This window comes from Sphingobium soli, from assembly GCF_020782245.1.
Lineage (GTDB): Bacteria > Pseudomonadota > Alphaproteobacteria > Sphingomonadales > Sphingomonadaceae > Sphingobium > Sphingobium soli.
Genome location: NZ_JAJGNP010000009.1, coordinates 76772 through 102420 on the forward strand (window position 1 = coordinate 76772; position 25649 = coordinate 102420).

22 protein-coding genes are annotated in these 25649 nt (G+C 65.6%); 7 read left to right on the top strand and 15 right to left on the bottom strand.

The window, feature by feature from the left end:
• Positions 1–60: 60 nt before the first annotated feature.
• From kduD to LL253_RS12190, 8 genes are all read right to left on the bottom strand, one after another.
• Positions 61–816, bottom strand: coding sequence for a 2-dehydro-3-deoxy-D-gluconate 5-dehydrogenase KduD (gene kduD, locus LL253_RS12155; RefSeq protein WP_228227349.1), 756 nt, complete (start codon positions 814–816; stop codon positions 61–63).
• Positions 817–924: 108 nt separating this feature from the next.
• Positions 925–1533, bottom strand: coding sequence for a LutC/YkgG family protein (locus tag LL253_RS12160; protein ID WP_228227350.1), 609 nt, complete (start codon positions 1531–1533; stop codon positions 925–927).
• A complete protein-coding gene (locus tag LL253_RS12165) occupies positions 1530–2924 on the bottom strand; it encodes a lactate utilization protein B (RefSeq protein WP_228227351.1) in 1395 nt (464 codons plus the stop codon). The genes LL253_RS12160 and LL253_RS12165 overlap by 4 nt, the downstream gene beginning before the upstream one ends.
• Entirely contained in the window at positions 2921–3676 is a 756-nt protein-coding gene (locus LL253_RS12170; RefSeq protein ID WP_228227352.1) for a (Fe-S)-binding protein, read from the bottom strand. Before LL253_RS12170 ends, LL253_RS12165 begins: the two co-directional genes overlap by 4 nt.
• Positions 3673–4653: an alpha/beta hydrolase gene (locus LL253_RS12175; protein WP_228227394.1), complete on the bottom strand. Its 981-nt coding sequence runs from the start codon at positions 4651–4653 to the stop codon at positions 3673–3675. The genes LL253_RS12170 and LL253_RS12175 overlap by 4 nt, the downstream gene beginning before the upstream one ends.
• Before the next feature lie 2 nt (positions 4654–4655).
• Positions 4656–5462, bottom strand: a complete 807-nt coding sequence (locus LL253_RS12180) for a rhamnogalacturonan acetylesterase (protein WP_228227353.1) — start codon at positions 5460–5462, stop codon at positions 4656–4658.
• A 26-nt stretch (positions 5463–5488) separates the two neighbouring features.
• Complete coding sequence (locus LL253_RS12185; RefSeq protein ID WP_228227354.1) at positions 5489–6253, bottom strand: SDR family NAD(P)-dependent oxidoreductase; 765 nt, start codon at positions 6251–6253, stop codon at positions 5489–5491.
• Between the two features lie 19 nt (positions 6254–6272).
• Positions 6273–7139: an IclR family transcriptional regulator gene (locus LL253_RS12190; RefSeq protein WP_407696097.1), complete on the bottom strand. Its 867-nt coding sequence runs from the start codon at positions 7137–7139 to the stop codon at positions 6273–6275.
• 202 nt (positions 7140–7341) lie between these two features.
• Here LL253_RS12190 and rhmD point away from each other — a divergent pair, with 202 nt between their 5' ends.
• The 7 genes from rhmD to LL253_RS12225 all read left to right on the top strand — a co-directional run bounded on the left by rhmD (position 7342) and on the right by LL253_RS12225 (position 14033).
• Positions 7342–8526, top strand: a complete 1185-nt coding sequence (gene rhmD / locus LL253_RS12195; RefSeq protein ID WP_228227395.1) for an L-rhamnonate dehydratase — start codon at positions 7342–7344, stop codon at positions 8524–8526.
• 24 nt (positions 8527–8550) lie between these two features.
• Positions 8551–9408 (top strand): fumarylacetoacetate hydrolase family protein, encoded by an 858-nt coding sequence (locus LL253_RS12200; RefSeq protein WP_228227356.1) that lies wholly within the window; start codon positions 8551–8553, stop codon positions 9406–9408.
• Positions 9405–10154, top strand: a complete 750-nt coding sequence (locus LL253_RS12205; RefSeq protein ID WP_228227357.1) for an SDR family NAD(P)-dependent oxidoreductase — start codon at positions 9405–9407, stop codon at positions 10152–10154. The genes LL253_RS12200 and LL253_RS12205 overlap by 4 nt, the downstream gene beginning before the upstream one ends.
• 70 nt (positions 10155–10224) lie before the next feature.
• The gene (locus LL253_RS12210) at positions 10225–11127 is read left to right on the top strand and encodes an amidohydrolase family protein (protein WP_228227358.1); all 903 of its coding nucleotides are present in this window, start codon (positions 10225–10227) and stop codon (positions 11125–11127) included.
• Complete coding sequence (gene rhaT, locus LL253_RS12215; RefSeq protein WP_009820504.1) at positions 11124–12188, top strand: L-rhamnose/proton symporter RhaT; 1065 nt, start codon at positions 11124–11126, stop codon at positions 12186–12188. The genes LL253_RS12210 and rhaT overlap by 4 nt, the downstream gene beginning before the upstream one ends.
• A complete protein-coding gene (locus LL253_RS12220) occupies positions 12188–13228 on the top strand; it encodes a glycoside hydrolase family 43 protein (protein ID WP_228227359.1) in 1041 nt (346 codons plus the stop codon). The genes rhaT and LL253_RS12220 overlap by 1 nt, the downstream gene beginning before the upstream one ends.
• Positions 13215–14033, top strand: a complete 819-nt coding sequence (locus LL253_RS12225) for an alpha/beta hydrolase (RefSeq protein ID WP_228227360.1) — start codon at positions 13215–13217, stop codon at positions 14031–14033. Before LL253_RS12220 ends, LL253_RS12225 begins: the two co-directional genes overlap by 14 nt.
• A 7-nt stretch (positions 14034–14040) precedes the next feature.
• Here the strand turns inward: LL253_RS12225 and LL253_RS12230 are convergent, their stop codons facing one another.
• The 7 genes from LL253_RS12230 to LL253_RS12260 form a co-directional block, all read right to left on the bottom strand.
• A complete protein-coding gene (locus LL253_RS12230; RefSeq protein ID WP_228227361.1) occupies positions 14041–15084 on the bottom strand; it encodes a LacI family DNA-binding transcriptional regulator in 1044 nt (347 codons plus the stop codon).
• A gap of 48 nt (positions 15085–15132) precedes the next feature.
• Positions 15133–16104 (bottom strand): glycoside hydrolase family protein, encoded by a 972-nt coding sequence (locus LL253_RS12235; RefSeq protein ID WP_228227362.1) that lies wholly within the window; start codon positions 16102–16104, stop codon positions 15133–15135.
• The gene (locus LL253_RS12240; RefSeq protein ID WP_228227363.1) at positions 16101–17285 is read right to left on the bottom strand and encodes an SGNH/GDSL hydrolase family protein; all 1185 of its coding nucleotides are present in this window, start codon (positions 17283–17285) and stop codon (positions 16101–16103) included. The genes LL253_RS12235 and LL253_RS12240 overlap by 4 nt, the downstream gene beginning before the upstream one ends.
• A 21-nt stretch (positions 17286–17306) precedes the next feature.
• Positions 17307–18815 (bottom strand): MFS transporter, encoded by a 1509-nt coding sequence (locus LL253_RS12245; RefSeq protein WP_407696098.1) that lies wholly within the window; start codon positions 18813–18815, stop codon positions 17307–17309.
• Positions 18816–18939: 124 nt separating this feature from the next.
• Positions 18940–21390, bottom strand: a complete 2451-nt coding sequence (locus tag LL253_RS12250) for a glycosyl hydrolase 115 family protein (RefSeq protein ID WP_228227365.1) — start codon at positions 21388–21390, stop codon at positions 18940–18942.
• A 121-nt stretch (positions 21391–21511) separates the two neighbouring features.
• Positions 21512–22627 carry a beta-galactosidase BglB gene (gene bglB, locus LL253_RS12255; RefSeq protein WP_228227366.1) on the bottom strand — a complete coding sequence of 372 codons (1116 nt, stop codon included), beginning with the start codon at positions 22625–22627 and terminating at the stop codon, positions 21512–21514.
• Between the two features lies 1 nt (position 22628).
• The gene (locus tag LL253_RS12260) at positions 22629–25643 is read right to left on the bottom strand and encodes a glycoside hydrolase family 35 protein (protein ID WP_228227367.1); all 3015 of its coding nucleotides are present in this window, start codon (positions 25641–25643) and stop codon (positions 22629–22631) included.
• Between the last annotated feature and the right edge of the window lie 6 nt (positions 25644–25649).

Sequence of the window (25649 nt, forward strand, 5' to 3'; positions counted from 1 at the left end):
AGGCAGGCACTTCGACAAGCTCAGTGCGAACGGTGCAAAATCGGTTGTGCCGTGTGCCGATCAGCGCGCGAGCCAGCCGCCGTCGACGGCGAGCGTGTGGCCATGGATATAATCGGCGGCGCTGGACGCCAGGAACACGGCCGCGCCGCCAATGTCGGCGGGGTCGCCCCAGCGGCCAGCCGGGATGCGCTCCTGGATCTGGCGGTTGCGCGTCTCGTCGGCCTGAAGGGCGGCGGTGTTGTTGGTGGCGATGTATCCCGGCGCGATCGCGTTCACATTGACGCCCCTGGCCGCCCATTCGTTGGCGAGCAGCTTGGTCAGGCCCGCGACGCCGCTTTTGGACGCGGTGTAGCTGGGCACGCGAATGCCGCCCTGGAAGGAAAGAAGCGAGGCGATGTTGATGATCTTGCCCGCGCCTTGGGCCAGCATGTGGCGACCGGCGGCCTGACAGAGGAAGAAGGTGGTCTTGAGATTGGTGTCGATCACCGCGTCCCAATCCTCCTCGGTGAAATCGACGCTGTCGGCGCGGCGGATGATGCCGGCATTGTTGACCAGTATGTCCAGGGCACCAAGCTTTTCCAGCGTTTCGTCGAGGACGCGCTGGACCGGTTCGATGGTCGAAAGGTCGGCCGAGATAATGTCCGCCTGGCGGCCGAGCGCGCGGACCTGATCGACCGTGTCCTGTGCGGGGGTGCGGCCGACGGCGGCGATATCCGCGCCGGCCTGCGCGAGCGACAGGGCAATGGCCTGGCCGATGCCGGTATTGGCGCCGGTGACGATCGCGGTCTTGCCATGAAGATCGAAGGGGGTGGTCATGCCGGGCAAGCCTCTTGCATAGGATAGGGACGCATCAGCCTATACGCTCCCCGCCGCAAAGTCCAAGGAAATTCCCGCAATATGGAATGATGTTCTAATATGCGGTCATCACGCGCGCAGCAGGATGACGTGCAGGAAGCGGGGGCCATGGGCGCCCTGGACATAGGTGCCCTCGATATCTGTGGTGCCCGATACGCCGGTGATCCAGTAATGGGCGCGCGGTTGCGCGCCGGGCAACGGCGCGTCCTCCAGATAGGGGGCGATGTCGCGCGTCGCCAGCAGCACGATATGATGCAGGGCCAGGAAATTGGGCAGCATCGGCGCGGCCGGGCCGGTTTCGAAGACCAAAGATCCGGTTTCGGCGATGCCGCGCCGCGCGATGGCGAGCGCGGCGACTTCGGCAGGCGCGGCGACATCATGCAGGGTGAAACCGCTCCAGTCGCAATAAGCGAGCCGCGGATCGGGCGGCAGGCACAATGTCCGGTCCTCGCCCTGCGCATCGAGGTAGCGGCGAATAGCGGCGGGCAGGTCCGCCATGCTGTCGATCGCGTCATGGCTTGCGCTGACGCTGGGGAGGGCGAGGCGCGCGAGAAATTCGGCCTCCAACGCGGCTTCGTCCACGGCCGGGCGTTCGGGCGCGACCAGCAGCGCGGCGGCCTGCGCCGCATCGGGCGCTATGCCTTTCAGCCGGCCAAGGATGGCGTCGCGCGCGCTCATGGGCGGCGTTCCTTGCGATACTGCGCCATGAAGCTGCTGGCGGCCGGCCGGGGCATGGCGCGATGGCGGGTCCAGCCGCCCGCCAGCGGCAGTGTCTCGATCCAGCCGCGCCGACCCATCAGCCGCATCGCGCGCAGCGCAAGGCGGGTGACAAGGCGGTAGAGCGCCGGGCGACGCGCGACCCAGGCCCACAGGCCAAGGCCCATGCGCATGGAGGTCGGCTCCAGCCCTTCGCGCCAGCTTTTCTCCCGCCAGCCCCTCAGCAGGGTGGGGAGGGGGATGCGCACCGGGCAGACTTCCTGGCACTTGCCGTTGAGCGTGCAGGCATGGACGAGGTCGCGATTGGGGGCGAGGCCGTCGAGCGCGGGGGTCAGCACCGCGCCCATGGGACCGGGATAGGTGCCGCCATAGGCGTGGCCGCCAATCTGGCGAAAAACGACGCAATGGTTCATGCACGCGCCGCAGCGGATGCAGCGCAGCATATCCGCCAGCCCCTCCTCGCGCATTTTCGTGCGGCCATTGTCGACCAGCACGATGTGCATTTCTTCTGGCCCGTCAGGGTCGCTGGGCCGTTTCGGGCCAGTATAGAAGGTCGTATATTGGGTGAGCGCCGCGCCGGTGGCGGAGCGCGCCAGCATGCGCAGCATATGCACGGCATGAGGCATGGACGGCACGATCTTTTCGATGCCCGCCGTCACGATATGGACGCGCGGCGGCACCAGCGACAATTCGGCATTGCCTTCATTGGTGACGGTGCACACCGCGCCGCTATCGGCGATGAGGAAGTTGGCGCCCGATATGCCGACATCCGCGCCCAGCATCCGGTCGCGCAGTTCGCGCCGGGCGCTTTCGGCCATGGCGGCGATGCTGTCTTCCTCATGCGGCGTGCGATGTTTCGCCTTGAAGAGGGCCGACACCTGTTCGCGCGTCTTGTGCATGGCGGGCCAGATGATGTGCGACGGGCGCTCGTCGGCCAGCTGGATGATATGTTCGGCCAGGTCGGTTTCGATCCGGCCGATCCCGGCCTCCGCCAGGGCGTGGGGCAGGCCGATTTCCTCCCCCAGCATGGATTTGGAGCGGGCGACGGTTTTGGCGCCTGACGCCTTGCAGAGGTCGATGACGATGCGGCAGGCTTCGTCGGCGGTGGCGGCCCAATGCACTTGCGCGCCCGCCGCGATGGCATTGGCCTCAAACTGTTCGAGATAATGGCCTAGATGGGCGATCACATGATCCTTGATCGCGGCGGCGCGGGTGCGCGCGGCGTCGAAATCAGGGAAGGCCGACACGGCGAGCGTGCGCTTGGCCTCGGCGGTGCCGGCGGTACGCTCAACGGCTGTCTTGAGGAGCGGGTCGGCAAGCGCGGCGGCGGCGCGGGTGTCGAACCCGCTCATGGCTCCTCCCCGATGGCGGGGCCATCGCCCATGCCCGCGATCAGTTCGATGGCGTGGAAGGCGCGCACCGTGCTGCCGTCACGATGCAGCTTGCCGGCCATGTTCATGAGGCAGCCAAGATCGCCCGCCAGCAGCAGGTCCGCGCCCGTCGCGTCGATGGCATCGGCCTTTTCGCCAACAATGGCATTGGAGATGGCGGGATATTTGACGCAGAAGGTGCCGCCAAAGCCGCAGCATGTCTCCTCGCCCGCCAGCGGCGCGAGCCTGAGGCCATCGATTGCCTTGAGCAGGCGGCGTGGTTGCGCCTTGATGCCCAGTTCCCGCAGTCCCGAGCAACTGTCATGATAGGTGGCGGTGGCGTCAATGCTGATGCTTTCGGGTTTCCAGCCCAGCACTTCGTCCAGATAGGCCATGACCTCGTAGGTTTTGGCGGCGACCGCCTGCGCGCGGGGGAGCCAGTCCGCGTCGCCTTCGAAGATTTCGGGATAATGGCAGCGGATGGTGCCGGCGCAGGAGCCGGACGGAACAACGATGGCCGCATAGGGTTCGAGCGCTTCGATCGTCTGCTTCGCCAGCGCGGCGGCATGGGCGTGGTCGCCGCTGTTGAGTGCGGGCTGGCCGCAGCAGGTCTGGCCCTGCGGCACGATGACGTCGCAACCGGCTGCTTCGAGCGCGCGGATCGCGGCGAAGCCGATGCGCGGGCGCATCAGGTCGACCAGGCAGGTGACGAAGAGGGCGACCTGCTGCGTCACAGGCCATGTCGTTTCGCGAAGTTGACGAACAGGTCGGGCCAGGGCGCGGGGGCGGCGGGCGGCGCAACCAGGCCAAAACCATGGCCGCCGCTTTCGAACAGGTGACATTCGCTGGCCACGCCCCTGGCGCGCAAGGCGGCGAGCATGGCGAGGCTGTTTTCCGGCGGCACGGCATTGTCGTCCAGCGCATGGGCGAGGAAGACGGGCGGGGTGCGATCGCTCACCTGCTGGTCGAGCGAGTAGGCGCGCATCCGCTGCGCTGAAGGATCGGGACCGAGCAACTGGGTGCGCGATCCGGCGTGGACGAACGGCCCCTCCATCAAAATGACCGGATAGAGATAGGCGACCAGCGCGGCGGCGATCGGTTCGCGGTCGACCGCGTCGGTGGGCCGATAGCTTTCGACGGGCGCGCGGCTGGTGAGCCAGGCGGCGAGATGGCCGCCGGCGGAAAATCCCATGACGCCAACACGGCCGGCATCGAATTTCTCGCGCGCGGCCAGGCTGCGCACGACGCGCAATGCGCGCTGCGCGTCCTGTAGCGGGGCTTCCGGGCCGGCCGCCCAATTGTCGGCGGGCAGGCGGTACAGCAGCGCGAAGCAGACATAGCCGGCCTGGGCGAAGCGGCGGGCGATGGCATAGCCTTCATGACCGATCGCGACGCGGCTGTAGCCGCCGCCGGGAAACAGCAGCATCGCCGCGCCACTGGGTTTTGCCCCGACCGCCTCGGGCCGCAACATGGTGAGCGTGGGCGTGACGATATGGGCGAAGACGCCGTCGTCCGGCCCGCTGTCGGGGCGGCGCAGCGTCTCGACTTCCTGCACCGTCACCTTTTCACCGCCCGGCGCCTTGCCCGGCCAGATGGGAAATCGCGTGAAGCCCTTTGGCAGCGGAAAGCTCTGCGCCATTGCCGGGGCGGAGGACAGGGCGGCGCCGGCAAGCGCGCCGGCCATCAGGGTGCGGCGGTCGAAATCGGGCATGGTCACTGGCACTCCGTGCTGCCGAGCGGGGTGGTGCGGGTCAGCGCAGGACGCGGCGCAAGCACCTTGGCCGAGATGGACAGGTTCAGCGCCTTGAGGCCGCCGGCGACGAGATTGGCGACTTGCCGCGCGCCCAGCTCGCTGAAATGCGTGTCGTCATCGACGCCCTTGGGGAAGCCGGGGGCGTGGTCCTGCGGGCTGTAGTGAAGATAATAGGCTTTCGATCCGTCGCGCCCGGCGCGGTCCACCCAGGCGCGCGAAAGCGATTCCAGATCAATGAGCGGCGTGTGCGTGCTGGCCGCCAGTTCGCGCACCACCGCGCTATAGTCGGCGAAATCCGCCTTGGCCCGACCGTCCGCCCCGAAACTGCGGCGTGCGACGGGCGTGAGGAGCACCGGATGGGCACCGGCAATCCGCACGTCCCAGATGAAGCGCAGCAGATTGTCGCGATACTCGGTGCGGGCCGGCGCCCAACGCTCGGGCTTGGCGCGATAGGCGTCATTATGGCCGAACTGAATAAGCACCGTGTCGCCCGGCATCATGTCGGCCAGCAGCGCCTGCCATCGTCCTTCGCCAAGGAAGGTGCGGGTGGAGCGGCCGCCCATCGCATGGTTGAGCACCCGCACGTCAGGCGTCAGGCCGCATTGCAGCATCTGGCCCCAGCCGGTCTGCGGATAGCGATCGCCTGTGTAGGCGGAGGCCGTCGAATCACCGGCGATCAGGATGGTGTCGCCCGGCCGCGCGGCCTGCGCGGGCAGGGGCGCCAGCAGGGCCGCGAAGGCGATGACGGCTTTCCAGGCAATCCTCATGCTGCGATCTTTTCCACCGATGAAGATTACTGCAAATTCACATACATGCCGCCGTCGACCAGCAGCGCAGCGCCGGTGACATAAGCGGCCATGTCGGAGGCGAGGAAGACGATCGGCCCGGCCAGGTCTTCGGGGGCGCCGAGGCGACCGAGGGGGGTGCGGGCTTCCATATATTCCCGCTTTTCCTGGTCGGCGAGGTCGTCCTTGTTGATTTCGGTGAGGATGGTGCCGGGCAGGACGCTGTTGCAGCGAATGCCATGCTTGCCGAGCGCGATCGCCGTGGACTGCATCAGCGAGTGCACGCCTGCCTTGGTCGGGGTATAATGGGTCTGAAACTCGCCGCCGACCAGCGCCGAGATGGAGGACACGGCGACGATCGAACCGCCATGCCCTTGTTTGACCATCTGCTGCGCGGCCGCCTGCACCATGAAATAGGCGCCATGCAGGTTTACCTTGAACGTGCGTTCCACCACATCGACCGGCATGTCGAGAAAGGCGTGGAAGGGGCAGATGCCGGCGTTGCTGACCATGACGTCGACCTTGCCGAAGGTTTCGACGGCCTTGGCCACGAAATCCTGCGCGGTCTGCGGATCGGCGACATCGCCCTTCACCGCGATGGCGCGCTGGCCCAGCGCCTCGATCGCCTCGACGCAGCTTTGCGCGGGGCCGTCGCTATGCGCATAGTTGATGGCGACATCAGCGCCATGCTGCGCAGCGCCGATAGCGGCGGCGCGGCCGATGCCGGTCGATGCGCCGGTGACGAGGACGGTCTTGCCTTCAAGCAGCTTCATGGGGGCGTTTCCTTGATTGTTAGCGCCGCACCGGGCGGCGGGGGGATTTGACGCCGGGGGTCCAGCCCAGGTCGGCACTGACTTTCTGCGCGGTGGCGCGGACATTTTCGGTCAGCATGTCCATCCGCGCGTCGTCCATATATTGCGCCGCGCTCGACAGGCTGATGGCCGCGACGATCGCGCCGGACGCATCGCGGATGGGGGCGGCGACGCAGCGTATCTGGTCCTCATTCTCCTCCAGGTCGAAGGCGCGGCCGGCGACGGCATAGCCACGCATCCTTTCGACCCACAGGTCATAGTCGATCGGATGGGTGCCGGCCGCCTGATCGGCGTCGAACAGGCGTCGCCAATTGGCTTCGGGATCATCGAGCAGCAGCGCCTTGCCAAGGCCGGTGGAGGTGAGCGGCTGGCGATCGCCGATACGACTGGAGATTTCGACCCGGCGGCGACCGGGTATCTTGTCGAGATAGAGGGCATGGTCGCTGTCTAGCCGGCCGAGATGCACGACATCCTCGCTCGCAGCGGCGAGCGCTTCGAGATGAGGGCGGGCGATCTGCACCACGTCGGTCTGGCTTTGCGCGAGGAAACCGAGCTGCAACAGCTTTGGCCCCAGTTGATAGCCTTCGCGCGGCAGGAAGGTGAGGAAGCCGCGATCAACCAGTGCATTGGCGAGCCGATGCGTGGTCGAGCGGGTGAGGCCCATGCGTTCGGACAGGTCGGCGAGCCTGACCGGACCGTCGATCACCTGGTCCAGCAGGTCGAGCCCGCGTTGCAGCGTCTGCGATCCCGAAGCGCGCGCCGGTTCGGCCTTTTCGCTGCCGTCCGCCATGCCCTTTCGCCCTCCCGCCTTTTGTCCTGATTCAGGGTTTGACGAATTTTGTCTCATCTACTAACACTCTATCCCACAAAATGAGAAAAACAAGGGTGAAGGAGGGGCCGACATGATTCTTCTCGATCGCGCCAGACCCTCATGCTCGTCCAGATTGGGGCGAGTTCGCCCGTATTTGCAATGAATTGCCGCACTGGCCCGGACGATCGGGCGGCGGGTCGGGTTCAATTGGGGTTCAAGGAGTGACTGCGTGCCGATCGTGAGCTTGCCAAAGATCAAACATGTCCGGGCCTTTACCGTACGCGGCGGCGGCGCGGATTATCATGACCAGGGCGAGGGCCACTGGATCGACGATCATATCGCGACGCCCATGTCGCGCTATCCCGACTATCGCCAGTCGCGCCAGAGCTTCGGCATCAATGTGCTGGGCACGCTGGTGGCGGAAATAGAGGCGGAGGACGGCACCGTCGGCTTCGCTGTCACCACCGGGGGTGAACCGGCCGCCTATATCGTCGAAAAGCATCTCGCCCGCTTCCTGGAGGGGCGCGCGCCTACCGATTATGAGAAGATCTGGGACCAGATGTATTTCTCGACCCAATATTACGGCCGCAAGGGGCTGGTGGTGAACGCCATTTCCGGCGTCGACCTGGCGCTGTGGGATTTGCTGGGCAAGCTGCGGCAGGAGCCGGTCTATCATCTGCTGGGCGGCGCGGTGCGCGACGAACTGATATTCTATGCCACCGGCGCACGGCCGGACAAGGCGAAGGAATTCGGCTTCATCGGCGGCAAGATGCCATTGCACCATGGCCCGGCCGAAGGCGTTGAGGGCTTGAAGAAAAACATCGCCGAACTGGCCGACATGCGCTCGAAGGTCGGCGACGATTTCTGGTTGATGTGGGATTGCTGGATGGCGCTGGACGTCGACTATGCGACCCGCCTTGCCATCGCCGCGCACGATCTGGGCCTCAAATGGATCGAGGAGGCGATCAGCCCGGACGATTATTGGGGCTACCAGCAGCTCAAACGCAACGTGCCCAAGGGCATGCTGGTCACCACTGGCGAGCATGAAGCGACCCGCTGGGGCTTTCGCATGCTGATGGAGATGGACTGCTGCGACATCATCCAGCCCGACGTCGGCTGGTGCGGCGGCGTGACCGAATTGCTCAAGATCAGCGCGCTGGCCGACGCCCATGGCAAGATGGTCGTGCCGCACGGATCGTCCGTCTACAGCTATCACTTCGTCATTACCCGGCATAATTCGCCCTTCGCCGAGTTCCTGATGATGCATCCTGGACCGACCGAGGTTGTGCCGATGTTCCACCCCCAATTGCTGGGTGAGCCCGTGCCGGACAATGGCCGGATGAAGGTGAGCGCGCTCGACAAGCCGGGCTTTGGCGTCGACCTCAACCCCGACATCGCGATGCATCGCCCTTACACCCATTGATCCGACAGAAGAGAGACTGACCCCATGAAATTCTGCCGTTTTGGCCAGCGTGGCCAGGAAAAGCCCGGTATCATCGATGCCGATGGCAAGATCCGCGACCTGTCGGGCGTGGTGCCCGAACTGACGATCGACGCGCTGGCCGCCGCGAAGGGCGCGGATGTCGCGTCGCTGCCGCTGGTCGAGGGCGAACCGCGCTATGGCGTGCCGGTCAAGGGCATCGGCAAGATCGTCGCCATTGGCCTCAATTATGAGGACCATGCGATCGAATCGAACCTGCCGATCCCGACCGAGCCGATGATGTTCATGAAGGCGCTATCCTCGCTCAACGGCCCCAACGACGAAGTCGTGCTGCCGAAGAACAGCACCCACGGCGACTGGGAAGTCGAGCTGGGCGTGGTGATCGGCGAAACCTGCCGCTTCGTCAGCGAAGATGAGGCGCTGGCCAAAGTCGCGGGCTATGTCCTGGTCAACGACGTGTCGGAGCGCTTCAACCAGAAGCAGCGCGGCACGCAATGGTCCAAGGGCAAGGGCCACGATACTTTCTGCCCGGTCGGCCCCTGGCTGGTGACGCCCGACGAAGTGGGCGATCCGCAGGATCTGGACATGTATCTGGACGTTAGTGGGACACGGATGCAGACCGGCAATACGAAGACGATGATCTTCAATGTCGCGCAGCTGATTTCCTATGTCAGCGAATATATCACCCTTTATCCCGGCGACCTGATGATCACCGGCACGCCGCCGGGGGTGGGCGAGGGCAAGAAGCCGCAAGCCATCTACCTCAAGGCCGGCGACGTCATGGAACTGGGCATCGAGAAGCTGGGCACGCAGCGCCAGCAGGTGTCGGAATGGCGCCACCTGGGCGACGAGGTGTTCGGATGAGCGTTTTTGCCGGCCGTTTCGCGGGCCGTAACGCGATCATCACCGGCGGCGCATCTGGCCTGGGCAAGCAGGTCGCCGCGCGCATCATTGCCGAAGGCGGCGCGGTAGCGCTGTGGGACCTGAACGGCGATGCGCTGGCGGCGACGCAGGCGGAGATCGACGCGACCCATGTGGTCGCGCTGGATGTGTCAGACCATGCCGCCGTCGCGGCCGCCGCCAAGGACAGCGCAGCAGCCTTGGGCAAGGTGGATATCCTCATTTGTTCGGCCGGGATCACGGGGGCAACCGTACCTGTCTGGGAATTTCCGGTCGATAGTTTCCAGCGGGTGATCGACATCAACCTCAACGGCCTGTTCTATTGCAACCGGGAAGTCGTGCCGTTCATGCTCGAAAATGGCTATGGCCGGATCGTGAACCTCGCCTCGGTCGCGGGCAAGGAGGGCAATCCCAACGCCAGCGCCTATAGCGCGAGCAAGGCGGGCGTGATCGGCTTCACCAAGAGCCTGGGCAAGGAACTGGCGGGAAAGGGCGTGATCGCCAATGCGCTGACCCCCGCGACCTTCGAAAGCCCGATCCTTGACCAGCTGCCGCAAAGCCAGGTCGATTATATGCGATCGAAAATCCCGATGGGACGCCTTGGCTTGGTCGAGGAATCGGCCGCGATGGTCTGCTTCATGGCCAGCGAGGAATGCAGCTTCACCACGGCGTCCACCTTCGACACGTCGGGCGGGCGCACGACCTTCTGAATTGCAAAGCCACGCGGCGCGACCGGCCGGAAGAGCCGGAGCGCCGGCATGTCCATGACGGGAGAGGTTCATGATCCCCTTTGTCGATGCGCATATCCATCTGTGGGACCTGAACCACATACGCTATGACTGGCTGAGCCCGCCCTTTTCCGACGAGGGGCCGAACGGCAGCGTCGAGGCGATCGCCCAGGATTATGGCGTCGCCCAATATCGCGCCGACCTGGCCCGCTGGAATGTCGTGGGCGCGGTGCATGTCGATGCGGGCGCGGCGGCGGGCAGCGCGCTGCGCGAGACGCAATGGCTGGACGGCCTCGCCCGGATCGAAGGCCTGCCGACCGGCATCGTCGCCTTTGCCGCGCTCAACGATCCGGACGTCGACGCGCTGCTGGCCGCGCAGGCCACACATCCGCGCGTCAGGGGCATCCGCCATATCGTCAACTGGCATGCCGACCCGCAGCGGACCTATGGCCCGGTCGACCTGACCGTCGATCCGCAGTGGCAGGCGGGCTATGCGCTGCTCGCCAAATATGGCCTGTCGTTCGACCTGCAATGCTATCCGGGACAGATGCAGGGCCTCGTCCCGCTGATCGAGCGGCATCCCGACATTCCCGTCATCATCAACCATATGGGCATGCCGGTGCTGACCGACCCTGATGGACTGTCGGATTGGCGCGCGGGCATGAAAGCGCTCAGCCGCCTGCCCCATGTCGCGGTCAAGCTGTCGGGCATGGGCTTCATCCGGCGCGACTGGAGCCGCGAGACGATCGGGCATCTGGTGCGCGAGACAATCGACCTATTCGGCGTCGAACGGTGCATGTTCGCCAGCGATATGCCGACCGACAAGCTGTTCTCGCCCATCGACCGCTATATGGAAGCCTATCACGCCATCGTTGCGGATTTTCCGGAAGCCGACCGCCGCGCACTGTTCGGCGACAACGCCAATCGCCTTTATCGCCTGGAACTTGACCTATGATCGGAAATCCACTGCTCGGTGTCCTCTTCCACTGGTTGGGCGGTCTCGCTTCGGCCAGCTTCTACGTGCCTTATCGCGGCGTAAAGCGTTGGAACTGGGAGATATTCTGGCTGACGGGGGGGCTGTTTTCCTGGGTGATCGCGCCCTGGTTCTTCGCCTCGATCCAGACCAGCGACCTGATGGGTGTGATGGCCCAGGTGCCTTCGTCCGTGGTTGGCTGGTGTGTGTTCTTCGGCTTCCTCTGGGGCTTTGGCGGCCTCACCTATGGCCTTACCATGCGGTATCTCGGCCTATCACTCGGCATGGCGGTGGTGCTGGGCCTGTGCACAGTGTTCGGCACATTGATCCCCCCCATCGTCGAGGGCACGTTCATAACGGAGATTGCCGGCACACTACACGGTCAGATCGTGCTGCTCGGCCTTGCCGTCACGATATTGGGCATCGTCGTCGTCGCTATGGCCGGCGCGCGCAAGGATGCAGCGTTATCGGCCGATCAGAAGGCCGCAGCCGTCGCAGAGTTCGATTTCAAGAAGGGCATCGCGGTCGCCATCTTCTCCGGCATCATGTCCAGTTGCTTTGCCTTCGGACTTGCAGCCGGGCAGCCGGTGAATGAACTCAGCCGTGCGGCGGGCACCGGACCGCTGTGGGTCGGCCTGCCGACGCTCTGCATCGTCATGTTCGGCGGCCTGATCACCAATGCACTCTGGTGCGCCTGGCTCATCAGGAAGAACAAGTCGGCAGGCCAATGGGTTGGTGCGGCGGATGCGTCGGGTCAACGCCCCGCATTGCTCCCCAATTTCCTGCTCTGTGCGCTCGCCGGCACGGCCTGGTATTTCCAGTTCTTCTTCTACACCATGGGCGAAAGCCAGATGGGTCGCTTCGGCTTTTCCAGCTGGACGCTGCACATGGCGTCGATCATCATCTTCGGCACCTGCTGGGGCTTTGCCTTTCGCGAGTGGAAGGACGCGGCGCCCGCCGTGCGGCGCATGGTGTGGAGCGGCGTTGGCCTGCTGATCCTGGCGACGATCATCATCGGCTATGGCAACAGGCTGGCGATGTGATGCGCTGGACGCTCGTCGCCGCCCTGCTGCTGGGCCTTGCCGCGCCCGCGGCGGCCGACGCGCCCTTGCTGACGTCGCACCTGCGCATTCACGACCCCTGGGTGGTGGCGGACGACGCGAACCGGACCTACTGGCTGTTTTCGAAGAATGACCCGGCGGTCACGGGCGATCGGCGGGTCGGCATCATGGCCTATGCCAGCGGCGACCTGGCCCATTGGCAAAGGCCCAGGCTGGTATTCGCCCTGCCGCAGGGCAGCTGGGCCGATGATGGCGGCTGGGCGCCCGAAGTGCATCGCTGGAAGGGCCGCTGGTATCTGTTCGCGACCTTTCACAATGAAAGGGCGGCCTTGCCAGCCAAGTCCAAACGCCCGCTTTACCGGCGGGCGACCCTGCTGGCGGTGGCCGACCGGATTGAGGGGCCTTATGTCCTTATCAATCGCGGAGAGCCGCCGACGCCGGTGGATGCCATGACGCTGGACGGCACGCTGCATATTGATGCGGCGGGCAAGCCCTGGATGGTCTATGCGCATGAATGGCTGCAACTGGGCGTCGGCACGATCGAGGCGCTGCCGCTCAAGGACGATCTGTCGCCTGCCGGCAAGCCGCGCGTCCTGTTCCGGGCCGACGCCGCCGACTGGGTGGTGGGGCAGACGCAGCCCGAAGGCGATACCGGCTATGTCACCGACGGGCCGGAATTGTTCCGCACGAAGACAGGCGCGCTGCTGATGCTCTGGTCGAGCTGGGGCAAGGACGGTTATGTCCAGGCGCAGGCGCGATCGACCAGCGGGACGCTGGCGGGGCCGTGGGAGCAATTGGGACCGCTGGTCGAGCGGGACAGCGGGCATGGCATGCTGTTTCGCGCATTCGATGGGCGGCTGATGCTGGTGCTGCACCGCCCGTTCAAGCGCGCCTTGGCGAAATTCTATGAAATGCGTGACGCGGGCGACCGGCTGGAGGTGGTGCGCGAAGCGGTGGAATTGGATGGCGAGGCCTATCCCACCCATGGCTGCCCGATGGAAGCGCGCGATGCTGGCTGCTGATCTGATCTGGCCGCTGCACGGGGCGGCCAGCGGCGCATTCACGCTGGAGGATGACGCCGCAGCGCCCGAGGCCGCCGTCGTCAGCGCCGTCGAACGACCGGTGCTGCTGGGCTATGCACCTGAACACCCCAATGGTCGGGCGATGCTGGTGCTGGGCGGTGGCGGGTACACCGCGCTGATGGCAGGACGGGAGGGCGTGCAGGTCGCGCGCTGGCTGAATGGCCTTGGCTATCATGCCTTCGTCCTGATCCACCGCTTTCCCCATGCCGGGACCGGGCCGGCGGCCCCGCTGGACGACGCAATGGCGGCGATGGCGATGATCCGTCGCAGCGGCCTTGCCGATCGGGGGCTGGGCGTCGTCGGCCTTTCGTCGGGTGGTCATCTCGCCGCCTGCCTGGCGGCCGCCTATCCTGCCGAATGGGGGACAGGGACACCACAGCGGCCGGACATCATGGTGATCGGCTATGCGCCCATTTCCACCAATGCCAGCGGGCGGACGATCATCGCCGACAAGCCGCCGCTGCCGCCGGTGGAAAAGCAGGCGCTGTATGATGCATTGCAGCCCGACGCGCAGCTGCTGGCCGGTCCCCCGCCTGCCTTCATCGTCTATGCCGGCAATGATCCGGTGGTGCCGGTGGACAATGCCCATCGGTTGGCAGGGGCATGGCGCGATGCGGGCGGACGCGCGGAACTGCATGTCTTTGCCGACGCGCCGCATGGCTTTGCGCTCGATACGCCCGACTTGCCGGTGTCGCTCTGGCCGCGCCTGTGCGAAGCATGGTTGCGACAGCAAGGGTTCCTGTGAGCCGGGGTCAATGCCGGGCGGGCACGGCGTCGGACTGGCGGCGGATGAGCTGATAGTCGAGTTTCACGGCGGCGATGCTGTCTCCGCTGCCTTCGTCCTGGCTGCGAAACCGCATGGCGAGGAGGCCGATCGCTTCGCGGCTCATGTCGCGGATAGGCTGGCGAATGGTGGTCAGCGCAGGCCAGATGGCGCTGGCGAGCGGCGTGTCGTCGAAACCGCAGATGCTGATGTCGCCGGGCACGTTCAGCCGGCGCTGATGCGCGACGGTGATGGCGGCGGCCGCCATATCGTCATTGCAGGCGAAGATCGCGGTCGGTGGCGTTGCAAGGCCGAGCAATAGTTCGGCCGCGTCCAATCCCGAGCGGAAGGAAAAGTCGCCCGCCGCCACCAGCGCGTCATCGACCGCGATGCCATGATCCGCCAGGCAGTCGCGAAACCCTTGTAGCCGCCGGGCGCTGGCGCGGTGACGCGGATTGCCCTCGATAAAACCAATGCGGCGGTGGCCAAGGTCGATCAGGTGGCGGGCAAGATCATAGGCGGCATGTCTATCGTCCGTGCCGACCGACAGCCGGTCCGGGCCGTCTCTGTCGGGCGCGATCGCCACGACGGCGATGTCGCGCTGGGTCAGGAGATCGACCAGTTCCGACCAGTCGCACAGCGGCGGGGGCAGGATGACACCGGCCACATGCGCCTGCGCGACCTGATCGACCACCTCCTGCGCGGAGGCGCCGGGCGCACATTGTTCGACCACCAGATGCAGGTGACGCTGGGGCGCTTCAGCCAGAGCGCCGAGCAGCAATTCGCCAAGATAGGCCGATGTGGTGCTGTTGCTGTGGAGCAGGGCGACGCGCCGGTCGGCGCTGCCTGCCAATGCGCGCGCGGACGCATTGGGAACATAGCCCAGCGCCTCCACCGCGCGCGCCACGGCCTGCCGCGCGCTGGGACTGACCAGCGCCTTGCCGTTTATGGCGCGCGATGCAGTCATGACCGATACGCCGGCACGGGCGGCGACATCCTTGATCGTGGGCGGCTTGCGGTCGTTTCTCTGCATCGTGACCGATCCTTAGCCATTTTACAGGCAAAGGAAAATCGGCCCTGATCAGGGGGTCAGGCGGATCGTGACGGGGGCGTTGCGATCGACGCTGATGATACCGCTCTTTTCCTGGAGTTCGGCAATCTGAATAACGGATCGGCGATGCCATTCAGGGTCGGCCTTCGCCTCATCCTCGCCATCCTGATGGACGAAATAGAGGATATAGGCCCGGTCGCCGGCAACAACGATGTCGGGATGCTGGCCCTTTGCGCGATCAGTGGGGTGGCGGCCAGACGTGCCTAGAATATGGCCGGGCTGCGTGATCCAATTGTCGCCGCCATCGTCGGATCGCATGACCAGCAACCCTTTCCACGCGTCGGAAATGAGCCAGGTGCGCCCCTTCCAGCGAAAGGCCTTGGGGCCTTCGCCCGGCGTCTGCGTCAGCCGCTTCCCGACCGTCCAGTGGACAAGGTCCGGGCTGTCGGCGGTGACGATCGCCTTGTTCTGCCGCTCATCATTGAAAAAGAGGCGGTAGTGGCTCTGGCCCAGCGCCAGCACGCTGGCGTCGATGACGCGGTCCGACCCGAGATCGAGCCGGTCGCCGCAAGTCCATGACGCAAGATCGGGGCTGGTCAGATGGACGATGTAGCGCGGCGCATTCCAGTCGCGAAAGACGCCGGGCACGACCGTCAGCCACATATGCCACTGGCCCGCCAGCCATTGCACTTCGGGCGCCCACAAGGTGGGACCGGTGCAGCCTTGGGGAATATCGGCCGTGCCGCTGTACCGCCACTGCGCGCCGTCCTTCGACCGCGCAGTGCCGATCGCGGTGCCATGCACCCAGCGCACATCCTTTTCGTCGGCGCGGGGCAGGTCGGCGCGGCGATTGGTGTAGAACATCACCCATTCGCCCGTCGCCTTGTCGTAGACGGTCGATGCGTCCGCCGCGCCGTCATGCACCGGGTCGCGATAGAGCGGTTTTGGCGCAACCGGCGCGCTGGATGCCGCCATCGCCATCAGCAACAGCGATGCGATCATCGCAGCAGGGCCAGGTCGATGGCGTCGGCCATGACGGCAAAGCCCGCATCATTGGGATGCAGCGCGTCGCCCACATCATAGGGCTTGGCCATGCGCGCGGGGTCGGCCGGATCGGCGACCGCCTTGGCGAGATCGACATGGCCATCCGCTTCACTGGTGGTGCGGATCCAGTCGTTGACGGCGACGCGCGTCGCCTCCCCCTGTTCGCTCCAATAGCCAGCGCCCTTATAGGGCAGGATGGTGGCCAGGATCACCTTCACGCCGCGACCATGGGCGCGCGCGATCATCTGCCGATAGGCGCCGATGATGGTCGCAGGCGGCAGCATGGGGCGTTGTTCGCGCGCGGCCGCGCCCAGATCATTGACGCCTTCCAGGATGATGACATGGCTGACTCCCGGTACCGCCAGCACATCGCTGTCGAAGCGCGCAAGGGCGTTATACCCATCGGCTTCGGATAGCAGGCGGTTGGCGCTGATGCCGGCATTGGCGACACCGGTCAGCGTCATGCCGGCCTTTTGCAGGCGTTCGGCCAGCAGGTCGGGCCAGCGGCGATTGCTGTCGGGCGTGGCGCGCACCCCGTCGGTGATGGAATCGCCCAGCGTGACGATGGTGCGGGCGGGTTTTCGGTTTTCGACCTCCACGCCGGCAATGATGACGCGCGGGCCGAGCGTCGTCGTGTCAGTCATGCGCGGCGCGGCGGTCTGGTCGCCCGGCGCGGTCCAGCCGGTGGCGGCCGAATAGCTGTGCACGGTGGCGTCCGGCGCGCCCTGGGGCAGGTGAATGCTGATGGTGAGGCGGGTCAGCGGCTTGACCGGCATCGCGATCGGGTCGCTTAGCAGCGGCGCGCGGGCGGGGATGGTCGCACCCTGGGCCTGATTGAAGGTCACGACATGATCGGTGCCGGGCAGCGTTTCGCCATTGTCGCCGGCCAGTGCGACATGGACCGCGCCCAGCAGCAGCGGCTGCGTCGACATCTCGTTTGAGAGGCGCAGACGGATGCGCGTCCCTCCGGTCGATATGCGCACCACCTGGCGCAATGTGCGATTGCCAAGATCCGGGCGTTTTTCCGGTGGCGTGCGGGACACCAAGGGCGCGGCCATCCAGCTGCGCGACCAGCTTTGCGCCTGGGCGGGCGCAGCGGACAGGGCCAGCAACAGGCCGATGGATAGAAGGCTGCGCATCCTTGATATCTCCCTTTTCCTCTATCGCGCGGCGGCGCCCGCGACCGGGTTGTTGCCCCACAGCTGATCATAGCGCCAGCCCGACAGATCCTCCACCACCGCGCCGGCGGCCGGGGTGCTGGGGGTGCGTGCGCCGCTGCGTAGATGTTCTATTTCGTGCATCAATATATCGTGCGTCGCGGGGCTGAGACGGAAACGGGTGGAAATATAGATGCCTGCCGATAGGCAGCCCACCGTGCCGACGCCCAGCAGCAGCGCCATGGTCAGGATCGCTTGATCGCTCTGCACCTGCGCGCCCGACACGAAGCCGCCCGCCTGCATGATGAAGCCGACGCCCGCGACCGCCGCCGCCTGGGTCGCCTTGCGCACGAAGGTCATCACGCCCGCGAAGCTGCCCTCGCGTCGCTGGCCGGTGACGATTTCATCGACGTCGGCCATATAGTTGTACGTTGCCCAGGGAATATAGTTGAGCGCGCCGCGCCCCAGGCCCGACAGAATGATCGGCAGCCAGATCCAGGGCGATGTGGCCGGCACGCCCAAAAGCCACAGGCCGACCAGCGCGAGCGCGCCGACCGCGAAATCCGCCGCCGCCACCTGATAGGCGCGCGATGGGGACGCGCGCAGCGCCAGGTTGATCGCGATGATAACCGCCACGAACTGGACGATATACATGGTGCCTAGCAGCCCTGAGGCGATGGCTGTCGAGCCGGCCAGCGCGAAGATCACGAAAAAGGTGAAGGCCGCGTTGAAAATGTCCTGGCTGATATAGCCGCCCAGATACATGCCCAGATGCAGGCGGAAGGCGCGGATGCGCATGGTGGAAAAGAGATTGCGGTAGAGCGCCTTCAGAGCCTGACCCGGCCCGCCGGCCGCGCGTGGACCGGCCCGCGCCGCGGCGGCGGCTTCGGCGGGAAGATGCCGTTCCCAGCTGAATGCGTAAAGCAGGCCCGCCGTGGCCATGAACAGGATGGCGAAGATGATGCCCATGTAGAAGAAGGTGTCGGCGCTGTCGCGACCCAGCGCCTCGATCAGCCAGAGCGGCAGGAAGCCGGCGAGGATGGCGGACGCCTGACCGAAGAGAATCCGCGACCCCGCGAATTTCGCTTTCGTCCGATAGTCGCTCGACATTTCGGCGGCGAGCGTTTCGAACGGGATGATCTCCATCGCGTAGACCAGTTCGAACAGCACATAGCTGACGAGATAATACCAGAAACCCTGCCCTGGCAGCCACATCAGCGCGAAGCTGGGCAGCAGGGGAATGGCCGCGAGGATGAAGAAGCGCCGACGACCGAAACGCTGGCCAAGCCAGGTGCCGCCGAAATGATCCGAAATATAGCCGATCATCGGTGAAGCGAAGGCATCAAGGATGCGCGCCACGGCAAAGATGGTCGCCGCCTGGCCGGCGGACAGGCCGCAAAATTGCGTGTAGAAGATCAGCACCCAGCCCGAGATCACCGCCATCGACCCAGCGCCCAGCACGTCGTTGGAGCCATAGGCGAGATAATTGTGGAGGCGGACCGGGCGCGTCACGGGTGGGGCAATATCGGGCAATTCAGTTCCTCCGCCTCGTCATGCGATGCGCCCATTCTTCCTGATCTTCGCGCACGTGACATAGCTAATGTCATATAGTGGGTCGCTATCACATATTTTGGAATTAGTGCAAGCTGCCATCCAACATCCGTTCCGGCAGGAACCGCACCGCCTCCACCAGCAACGGTTCTCCTGCGCCTTCAAGGGCTATGCGATGCGCGCCGCCGTCAAGCCGCGTGGGGACGGGCATGGTAATCCGATTGTCCAGCACCGCATCGGCCCAGTCGCGGTCGCCGGTCGTACGGGGAATGTCGATGCGTTGACGCCTGCCGTCGACCGCCACGACGAGACGCAGCGGGCCACCGTCCGCGTCGGCATAGGTGGGGAGTATATCGACGACCATGCGCCATGAACCTTGGGGCAGATTGATCCGGACGCGGGCTGCGCCGCTGCCATCGCTCGCCAGAACCCCATCCTGCCGCCCAAGGCCATCCACCTTGCGCCAGCCGGCCGACACGGCAAAACGATCCGGTGCGACGATGATAGGCGCGACGGTCGGCGCGGGCGCGGGGGACGTGGCGCCGGACCTGGGTCCAGGCAGCGGCGCGTCGGCTGAGGGCAGCAGCGGCGCGGCCATGCGATAGCTGCGCCACTGGCCGTCGGCCGGCTCCATCGCCATCATGCCCCGCCACTTGCCGCCGGCAAGGTCGCGATTATAGCGCCGGGTCAGCGCGCGAAGCTGTGCGTCGGCCGCCCAGGCCATCCGTCCCCGCGCCGTCGCTCCGGCAAGGTCGGTATCGCGCAGCCGGTCATGGGCTTCGGCGGCAAAGACGCGGCGGTTGGCGGCGGCGGAAGCATGCACTGGATAGGCGAGCAGTTCGAAAAAAGCATCCTGCCGCGCGGCAGGAATCGACGGGGTGAGGGCGTCGGTCGCCGCTTCCAGCCGCGCAAATTCGGCCAGCCGGGCATCGGCCTGCGCGATGTCGAGCGGGCTGGGGTGCGCCTTTTCACCGGGCAGATACCATTGCAGATGTTCGGGCCGCCGCGCGAAGTTCAGCCGGTGATAGGCGGCAAAGAGCGGGGCGATCCGCGCGCCCTGTCCCGGCGCGATGTTCTCGTCCGCCCATTGGGCGACAACATCGTCGATCGGCCGCGCGCGCGTCCCTTCAACATCCCAGGCGAGGCGCAGAAAATAGTCGGTGGCAAGCTCGGCGGGCTTGAGATCGCCGACATTGGCCACCCACATCATCCGCGCGCCCCGATCCCAGGCGCGGCCCATCTCTTCGCGGATGAGCGCGGGCGGCGTGGTGGAGAGCCAGAGATAGGACAGCGGCGCGCCAAGATAGGAGAGATGATAGTAAATGCCCGATCCGCCCGGCCGGGCGCGCTCGGCCGCATTGGGGAAGCGACGGATATAGCCGAAATTATCGTCCGGCCACATCAGCGTGACGTCGTCGGGAACGGTCAGCCCGGCGCGATAAATGTCGAGCACTTCCTTATAGGGCATGAACACCTGCGGCGCGCGTTCGATACCATGGTCGCGGAGCATGGCGCGCTGGTCAGCGAAGATGCGCTCCAGCGTTGCGCGCTTGTCCGCCATGCTGGTGGGGCCGACCATGCCGCTGTCATGGATGCCGCGCATCCCCAGCGTCCAGACGCTTTCATAGCGGGCGTTAGTCGCGACTCGTTCGCGCCAATAGGCGCCGACGCCGCCGGGATTTTTCGCATAGTCGAAATCGGCGACCGGGGCAGTCCATTCGCCCACATTGTTGCGCAGCATCGGTTCGGCATGGCTGGACCCCATGACGATGGCATAGCGATCGGCCAAGGCGGCATTGGCGGGATCGGCGTTGAAGGGCCGGGTGATGCGGTGCATCGCCGGCCAGAGCAGATTAGCCTTGAGCCGGAGCAACAGTTCGAAGACCCGAGCGTAGCTTTTGGGGCCAAGCGGCGGTTCGTCCGGGGCATGGGTGCCTGCCGCCCAGGGGACGAGCCCCCAATCCTCGTCATTAAGGAAGATGCCGCGATAGCGCACCGAAGGCGGGCCGAAGCGGCGGGTGCCCGGTGAGACATGCAGCGCGTCGCGATGCAGCGGCGTGACGTCCGCCCACCAATGCCAGGGGGACACGCCGATGGCCTGCGACAACTCATAGGCGCCATAGGCGGTGCCGCGCCGGTCGCTGCCGATGATGAGCAGGGCCTGCCGCACGCCGGGCGCAGGGCGGTCGATGGTCTGGATGAGGAAGCTTTCCCATGCGCCGCGCAGGCGGGAAACGTCGATGCGACCGCTGGCGACCAGCCCGTCGATGGCGGCGTTGCGGCCCAGCGTGCCGATCCAGACCTGTGCGGTGCCGCCGGGGGACGCGCCGGTGACCCTGGCGATGTCGGCGCGCAGATCGGTGGCGGCGATCTGGACCACCGCATGATCGGCGGGATCGGTCACGATCCGCGCGGCCGCGCCATCGGCCGCGAGCGGAAAGCTGCCTGGCCCGGCGGCGGCGCCGACCCAGTCAGCGGCCTGCGCGCGTGCGCCGCCAACGAGCAGCATCAGGATCAGGAACAGCCGCGCCAGCATCAGGCGCGGTTCGGCTCGAACGCGGGAAGCGCCGCCAGCATCGACATGCCGGCGGCGCCCTTCAGCAGAAAGCGGCGCTCGAACGGTCCTTCCATCTCCCTTCCTCCCGCCGCTGACCGCGTCAGATATAGGTGCGCAGAAATTCCCCAAGCGCACAAATGGCCAGGCTCTGGCCATAGGGCATGGAGGTGAGCGCGATGTCCTTGTAGAATTGCTGGGTGTCGCCCATCGCGGTGCCGAAGCTGACCTGCTGCAATTCGCCGGCTTCGTCGATGTTCGCGAGCACGCCGCGCACCGCCTTGATGCCGACATCCTCATAATGGCGGGGCAGATAGCCCTTACGCACGGCCTTGAGGATGCCATAGGCAAAGCCGGCGGTGGCCGAAGCTTCCAGATAGCTGGTCGGATCGACGATCAGCGTGTGCCACAGGCCGGTTTCCGCGTCCTGCGTCTCGGCAAGCGTCTTTACCTGCGCCGCGAGCGTGTCGATCAGGAAGGTGCGGAAGAAGTCGCCATCCTTGAGGTCCAGAATCTCGATGATTTCAGGGATCGCGATCGTCACCCAGCAATTGCCGCGCGCCCACAGCGCCTGCGCGAAATTGTGGCGGCCGTTGAAATCCCAACCGTGGAACCACAGGCCGGTCTTGGTATCGAACAGATATTTGATGTGGACCAGGAACTGGCGCTTGGCTTCCTCGATATAATGGGGGCGGTTCAGCAACAGGCCGATCTTGGCCAGCGGCAGGACCGACATCATCAGCGTGTCGTCCCACATTTCGCCGGGATTTTCGTCATTATAGACGATATGCTGGAACCCGCCCTCTTCGGTCTTGGGCAGGCCATCGGGCGCCATCAGCCATTCGGCCCAGGTGTCGAGATAGGGGATATAGCGCGGGTCGGGCTCATGCTCGTACAGATAGGCCAGCGTGATGAACGGGGCCATCGTGTTGATATTCTTGGTCGGCGTGCCTTCGGCAAAGCGATCCTCGAACCATTGCTTGATGATGGCGAGCGCGGTCTGGTCGCCGGTCTGCTCATAATAGCGCCACATGCCGAACAGGCCGACGCCATGGGTCCATTCCCATCCGGCCCAGCCCTTGGTGTCGATGATGCGGCCATCGTCCAGATGGAGCAGGAATTCGCCGGTCTCGTCCTTGATGTTGACGAGATTGTCCATCAGCCGGCCGATGGAATCGACGACCTGGCTGCGCGGGACGTCATGATTGAGAGCGGCCACGTTATTTGATCTCCTTGAGGTCTGAAGGTGCTTTTGGCGCGGTTACCATCTGCACGGGCAGACCGCCTTTGACGTTGCGAAGGGTGACGAGGCGCACGCTTTCCAGCGCGTCACCGGGCGCGCCGTCCGACGTGACGGCGAGCGCGACATGATTTTCGCCCCGGTGATTGAGGATGCCTTCGGGAATGGGGAAGGTGCGTTGCGGGCCGATATGGGCGATGAACTGGCCCATGTTCCAGCCGTTGACGAAGATCAGCACGCGATAGCGAACCGGCGACCGTGGCGTGTCGGGATTGCCGAAGCTCAGGCCAATGGTCGCGTCCTGCCCCTTGGGCACGGCAAGGGTGAAGGCGGTGCGGAACCAGCTGGTGCCTGCCATCGCCTGTGGCGCGGGGACGCTGGCTTTCGCCCATGCGCTGTCGTCGAAGCCAGGCAGGTGCCAGCCCATCCGCTCGCCATACAGGCCGCCATTATTGGCGACGCCCCGCACCGGGTCGGCCAGCGTCTCGCCGCCCTTGCGCCCCTGGATCTTCCAGTCGATCGGCACGGCGAAGCTGCGGCCGGACGGGCCGCCTTCCAGCGAGGCGGAGACAAGGCCGCGCGCTTCCTTGTGGAAATCGTCGGAATCTAGGTCCCAATTATGGCCATTGTTGCGGACCATGACGGACAGGACATGATCGCCCGACTGTGCGCTCGCGGGCAGGGCGAAGCGGGCCGTGCCGGTCGTGATCGGGCGGGGGAGGCCATGGGGCGTTTCCGCTTCGCCCAGGAACCGGCCGTCGATCCATGCCTGGACGAGGCCTGATCCGCCCGCGCCGTAGAAAAGCGAAAGCGCCTTTGCGTCGGGCGTGCCGGTGAAGCGACCGCGATACCAGACGTCGCCTTCATGGAAGCCATAGGCGTCCATCAGCATGTTGGGCTGGCCATCGGGACGGGCGGTGATGCTGGCATAGGCGCGGCGATCGATCGCCTGCCAGGCGCTGTCGTCAAAGGTGGGATCGGATTCGGGCGAGCCCTTGGCCATGCGCCAGTCGGTGAGCGGCGGCAGGGCAATGTCGGCAGGTCCTGCGAGCGGCCGGCTGGCGGCGATGCTGCCAGCCGGCGTGGCGGCGGTTGCGACCCGGGCGCCATTCCATGTGACGGCGCGCACGGCGGCAGGCGCCCAGATTTCGAGCGGGCTGTCCTGCGCGGTATCGCCGGTGAGCGCGAGCGTGCCGCCGCGCACCGACGCATCGCGCAGCAGGGCGGGGCCGCGCACCAGCATCCCGTCGCGCCGCCAGTAGCGCGCCCCTTCGGCTTCATCGGCAAGGATGAGGGTAAGCGGGGGACGCCCGCCGCCTTCGACGCGCAATATCGCGCGGCCCTGATGGGTATATGTGATCTTGAGGTCGCCCTTGCCCGCGTCAAAGGCGCTGGTCGCCTGTCCTTCGATCAACGTCACGCGGGGCGCGGAGGCGTAGCGCAGGACGGTTTCGCCCGGTTCGCCCGCACGGCCGTAGAACAGCAGCACGTCGCGGTCGCCCATGGCCTGTGCCGATTGCAGCTCCGATGTCGAATAGACGAGCCGCTGACCGCCCAGATTTGCGCCGGCGATCAGCCATTTGGCGTCGAAGCCATTGAGCTGCATCGGCACGGTATAGCGGCCATCGGGCAGGTCGGCGGTGAAGCTGAAGCTGTCGCGGCTTTGGCCATTAGACGGCTTGTGCGTCACCATCAGGAAGCGGGTGTCGGTTTCCGGGCTCTTGTTATGATAGACCTGAATGTCGGGATCGCTGATCTGGACTGCGCCGGCGGGAATCATGCCGGCTAGGTCGGGGACAGAGGCGATGAGGCCGCCCAGCTGCTTCATCTCCTCCGCTTTCTCACGCAGCGCGCGCGGTTCGGAAATGGCCGCGCCATAATCATAGCTGGTGAACACGACCGGGGCGGGCAGCCAGCCCCAGCTGGTGCCGCCATAGGTCATGTAGAAGCTCTGGATGCCGATGCCGTTGGCCAGGTTGGTGCCATAGAAGACGCGCTGGAACCGCTTGCCGCGCTGGATCGCGTTGCAGTCATAGCCGCCGTTCGACCCCCAATAGTCGAACCAGCCACCGCCAAATTCGGCGAGGAAGCCGGGCGTGTCGGGGGAAGCCGATGCGCCGCCTTTTGGGCCGCCCGGACCATAATAGCCCCAGTCGGGCGCGGCCGACCCGCGCGTGGGTTCGCCCTCCACCGTGCAGGTGCCGCCGGGATAGCCGTCGAACGCATACATATCGTTGGGGCCGTGGACGACCTTGTCCACCTGGCTGCTTTCCGGCACCCAATAGCCGTTGCGGCCCTGATCGTTATGGAAGATCGGCACGGTGATGCCGTCGGCGCGTGCCTTGGCAAAGATATGGTCCATGTAGCGCCGCTGCGCCGGCGTGGTTAGCGCCAGCTCATTTTCGATCTGATGCAGGATGACCCCATATTTGCGCTTGGGGTCCGCATTGATCTGATGCCGGGCGATGATCGGATTGATGTGGCTCAGCCATTCGTCGGCCGCCTTGAGATAATCGGGATCGTCGGTGCGGGCGCGGGCGCGCTGGTTGACGAGCCAGCCCGGAAAGCCGCCGCGCGTCAGTTCCGCATTCACATAGGGGCCGGCGCGGGTGATGACGTAGAGGCCCTCTTCCTCCGCCATCGTCAGCAGCCGGTCAAGATCACGGATGCCGGTAAAGTCGTAAACGCCCTGTTTCGGGCTGTGATAGCCCCAGTCGAAATAGAGGGCGACGGTGTTGAAGCCGCTGGCCTTCATCTTCTGAAGGATGTCGCGCCACAGATCGGGCGAAGGCAGGCGGAAGGGATGGAATTCCCCGCCCCAGATGATGGCCCGCTTGCCATCGATCATCAGCGAGCGCGCGTCATAGGAAACGCGGCCGAACGTCTTGACCGGCGCGGACAGGTTGGCGGTGGGCCGGGCTTCCTGCGCGCGGACGGGCAGGGGTGCGGCAGCGAGTGAGGAGCCCAGCAGCAGGGCGGCGATCAGGGTGCGCATGGGTGT

Excerpts from the sequence above, each read along its gene's own strand:
- kduD (WP_228227349.1), bottom strand. The coding sequence starts at position 816 with ATGACCACCCCCTTCGATCTTCATGGCAAGACCGCGATCGTCACCGGC.
- LL253_RS12160 (WP_228227350.1), bottom strand. The coding sequence starts at position 1,533 with ATGAGCGCGCGCGACGCCATCCTTGGCCGGCTGAAAGGCATAGCGCCC.
- LL253_RS12165 (WP_228227351.1), bottom strand. The coding sequence starts at position 2,924 with ATGAGCGGGTTCGACACCCGCGCCGCCGCCGCGCTTGCCGACCCGCTC.
- LL253_RS12175 (WP_228227394.1), bottom strand. The coding sequence starts at position 4,653 with ATGCCCGATTTCGACCGCCGCACCCTGATGGCCGGCGCGCTTGCCGGC.
- LL253_RS12180 (WP_228227353.1), bottom strand. The coding sequence starts at position 5,462 with ATGAGGATTGCCTGGAAAGCCGTCATCGCCTTCGCGGCCCTGCTGGCG.
- LL253_RS12185 (WP_228227354.1), bottom strand. The coding sequence starts at position 6,253 with ATGAAGCTGCTTGAAGGCAAGACCGTCCTCGTCACCGGCGCATCGACC.
- LL253_RS12190 (WP_407696097.1), bottom strand. The coding sequence starts at position 7,139 with ATGAGACAAAATTCGTCAAACCCTGAATCAGGACAAAAGGCGGGAGGG.
- LL253_RS12200 (WP_228227356.1), top strand. The coding sequence starts at position 8,551 with ATGAAATTCTGCCGTTTTGGCCAGCGTGGCCAGGAAAAGCCCGGTATC.
- LL253_RS12205 (WP_228227357.1), top strand. The coding sequence starts at position 9,405 with ATGAGCGTTTTTGCCGGCCGTTTCGCGGGCCGTAACGCGATCATCACC.
- LL253_RS12210 (WP_228227358.1), top strand. The coding sequence starts at position 10,225 with ATGATCCCCTTTGTCGATGCGCATATCCATCTGTGGGACCTGAACCAC.
- rhaT (WP_009820504.1), top strand. The coding sequence starts at position 11,124 with ATGATCGGAAATCCACTGCTCGGTGTCCTCTTCCACTGGTTGGGCGGT.
- LL253_RS12220 (WP_228227359.1), top strand. The coding sequence starts at position 12,188 with ATGCGCTGGACGCTCGTCGCCGCCCTGCTGCTGGGCCTTGCCGCGCCC.
- LL253_RS12225 (WP_228227360.1), top strand. The coding sequence starts at position 13,215 with ATGCTGGCTGCTGATCTGATCTGGCCGCTGCACGGGGCGGCCAGCGGC.
- LL253_RS12230 (WP_228227361.1), bottom strand. The coding sequence starts at position 15,084 with ATGCAGAGAAACGACCGCAAGCCGCCCACGATCAAGGATGTCGCCGCC.
- LL253_RS12235 (WP_228227362.1), bottom strand. The coding sequence starts at position 16,104 with ATGATCGCATCGCTGTTGCTGATGGCGATGGCGGCATCCAGCGCGCCG.
- LL253_RS12240 (WP_228227363.1), bottom strand. The coding sequence starts at position 17,285 with ATGCGCAGCCTTCTATCCATCGGCCTGTTGCTGGCCCTGTCCGCTGCG.
- LL253_RS12250 (WP_228227365.1), bottom strand. The coding sequence starts at position 21,390 with ATGCTGGCGCGGCTGTTCCTGATCCTGATGCTGCTCGTTGGCGGCGCA.
- LL253_RS12260 (WP_228227367.1), bottom strand. The coding sequence starts at position 25,643 with ATGCGCACCCTGATCGCCGCCCTGCTGCTGGGCTCCTCACTCGCTGCC.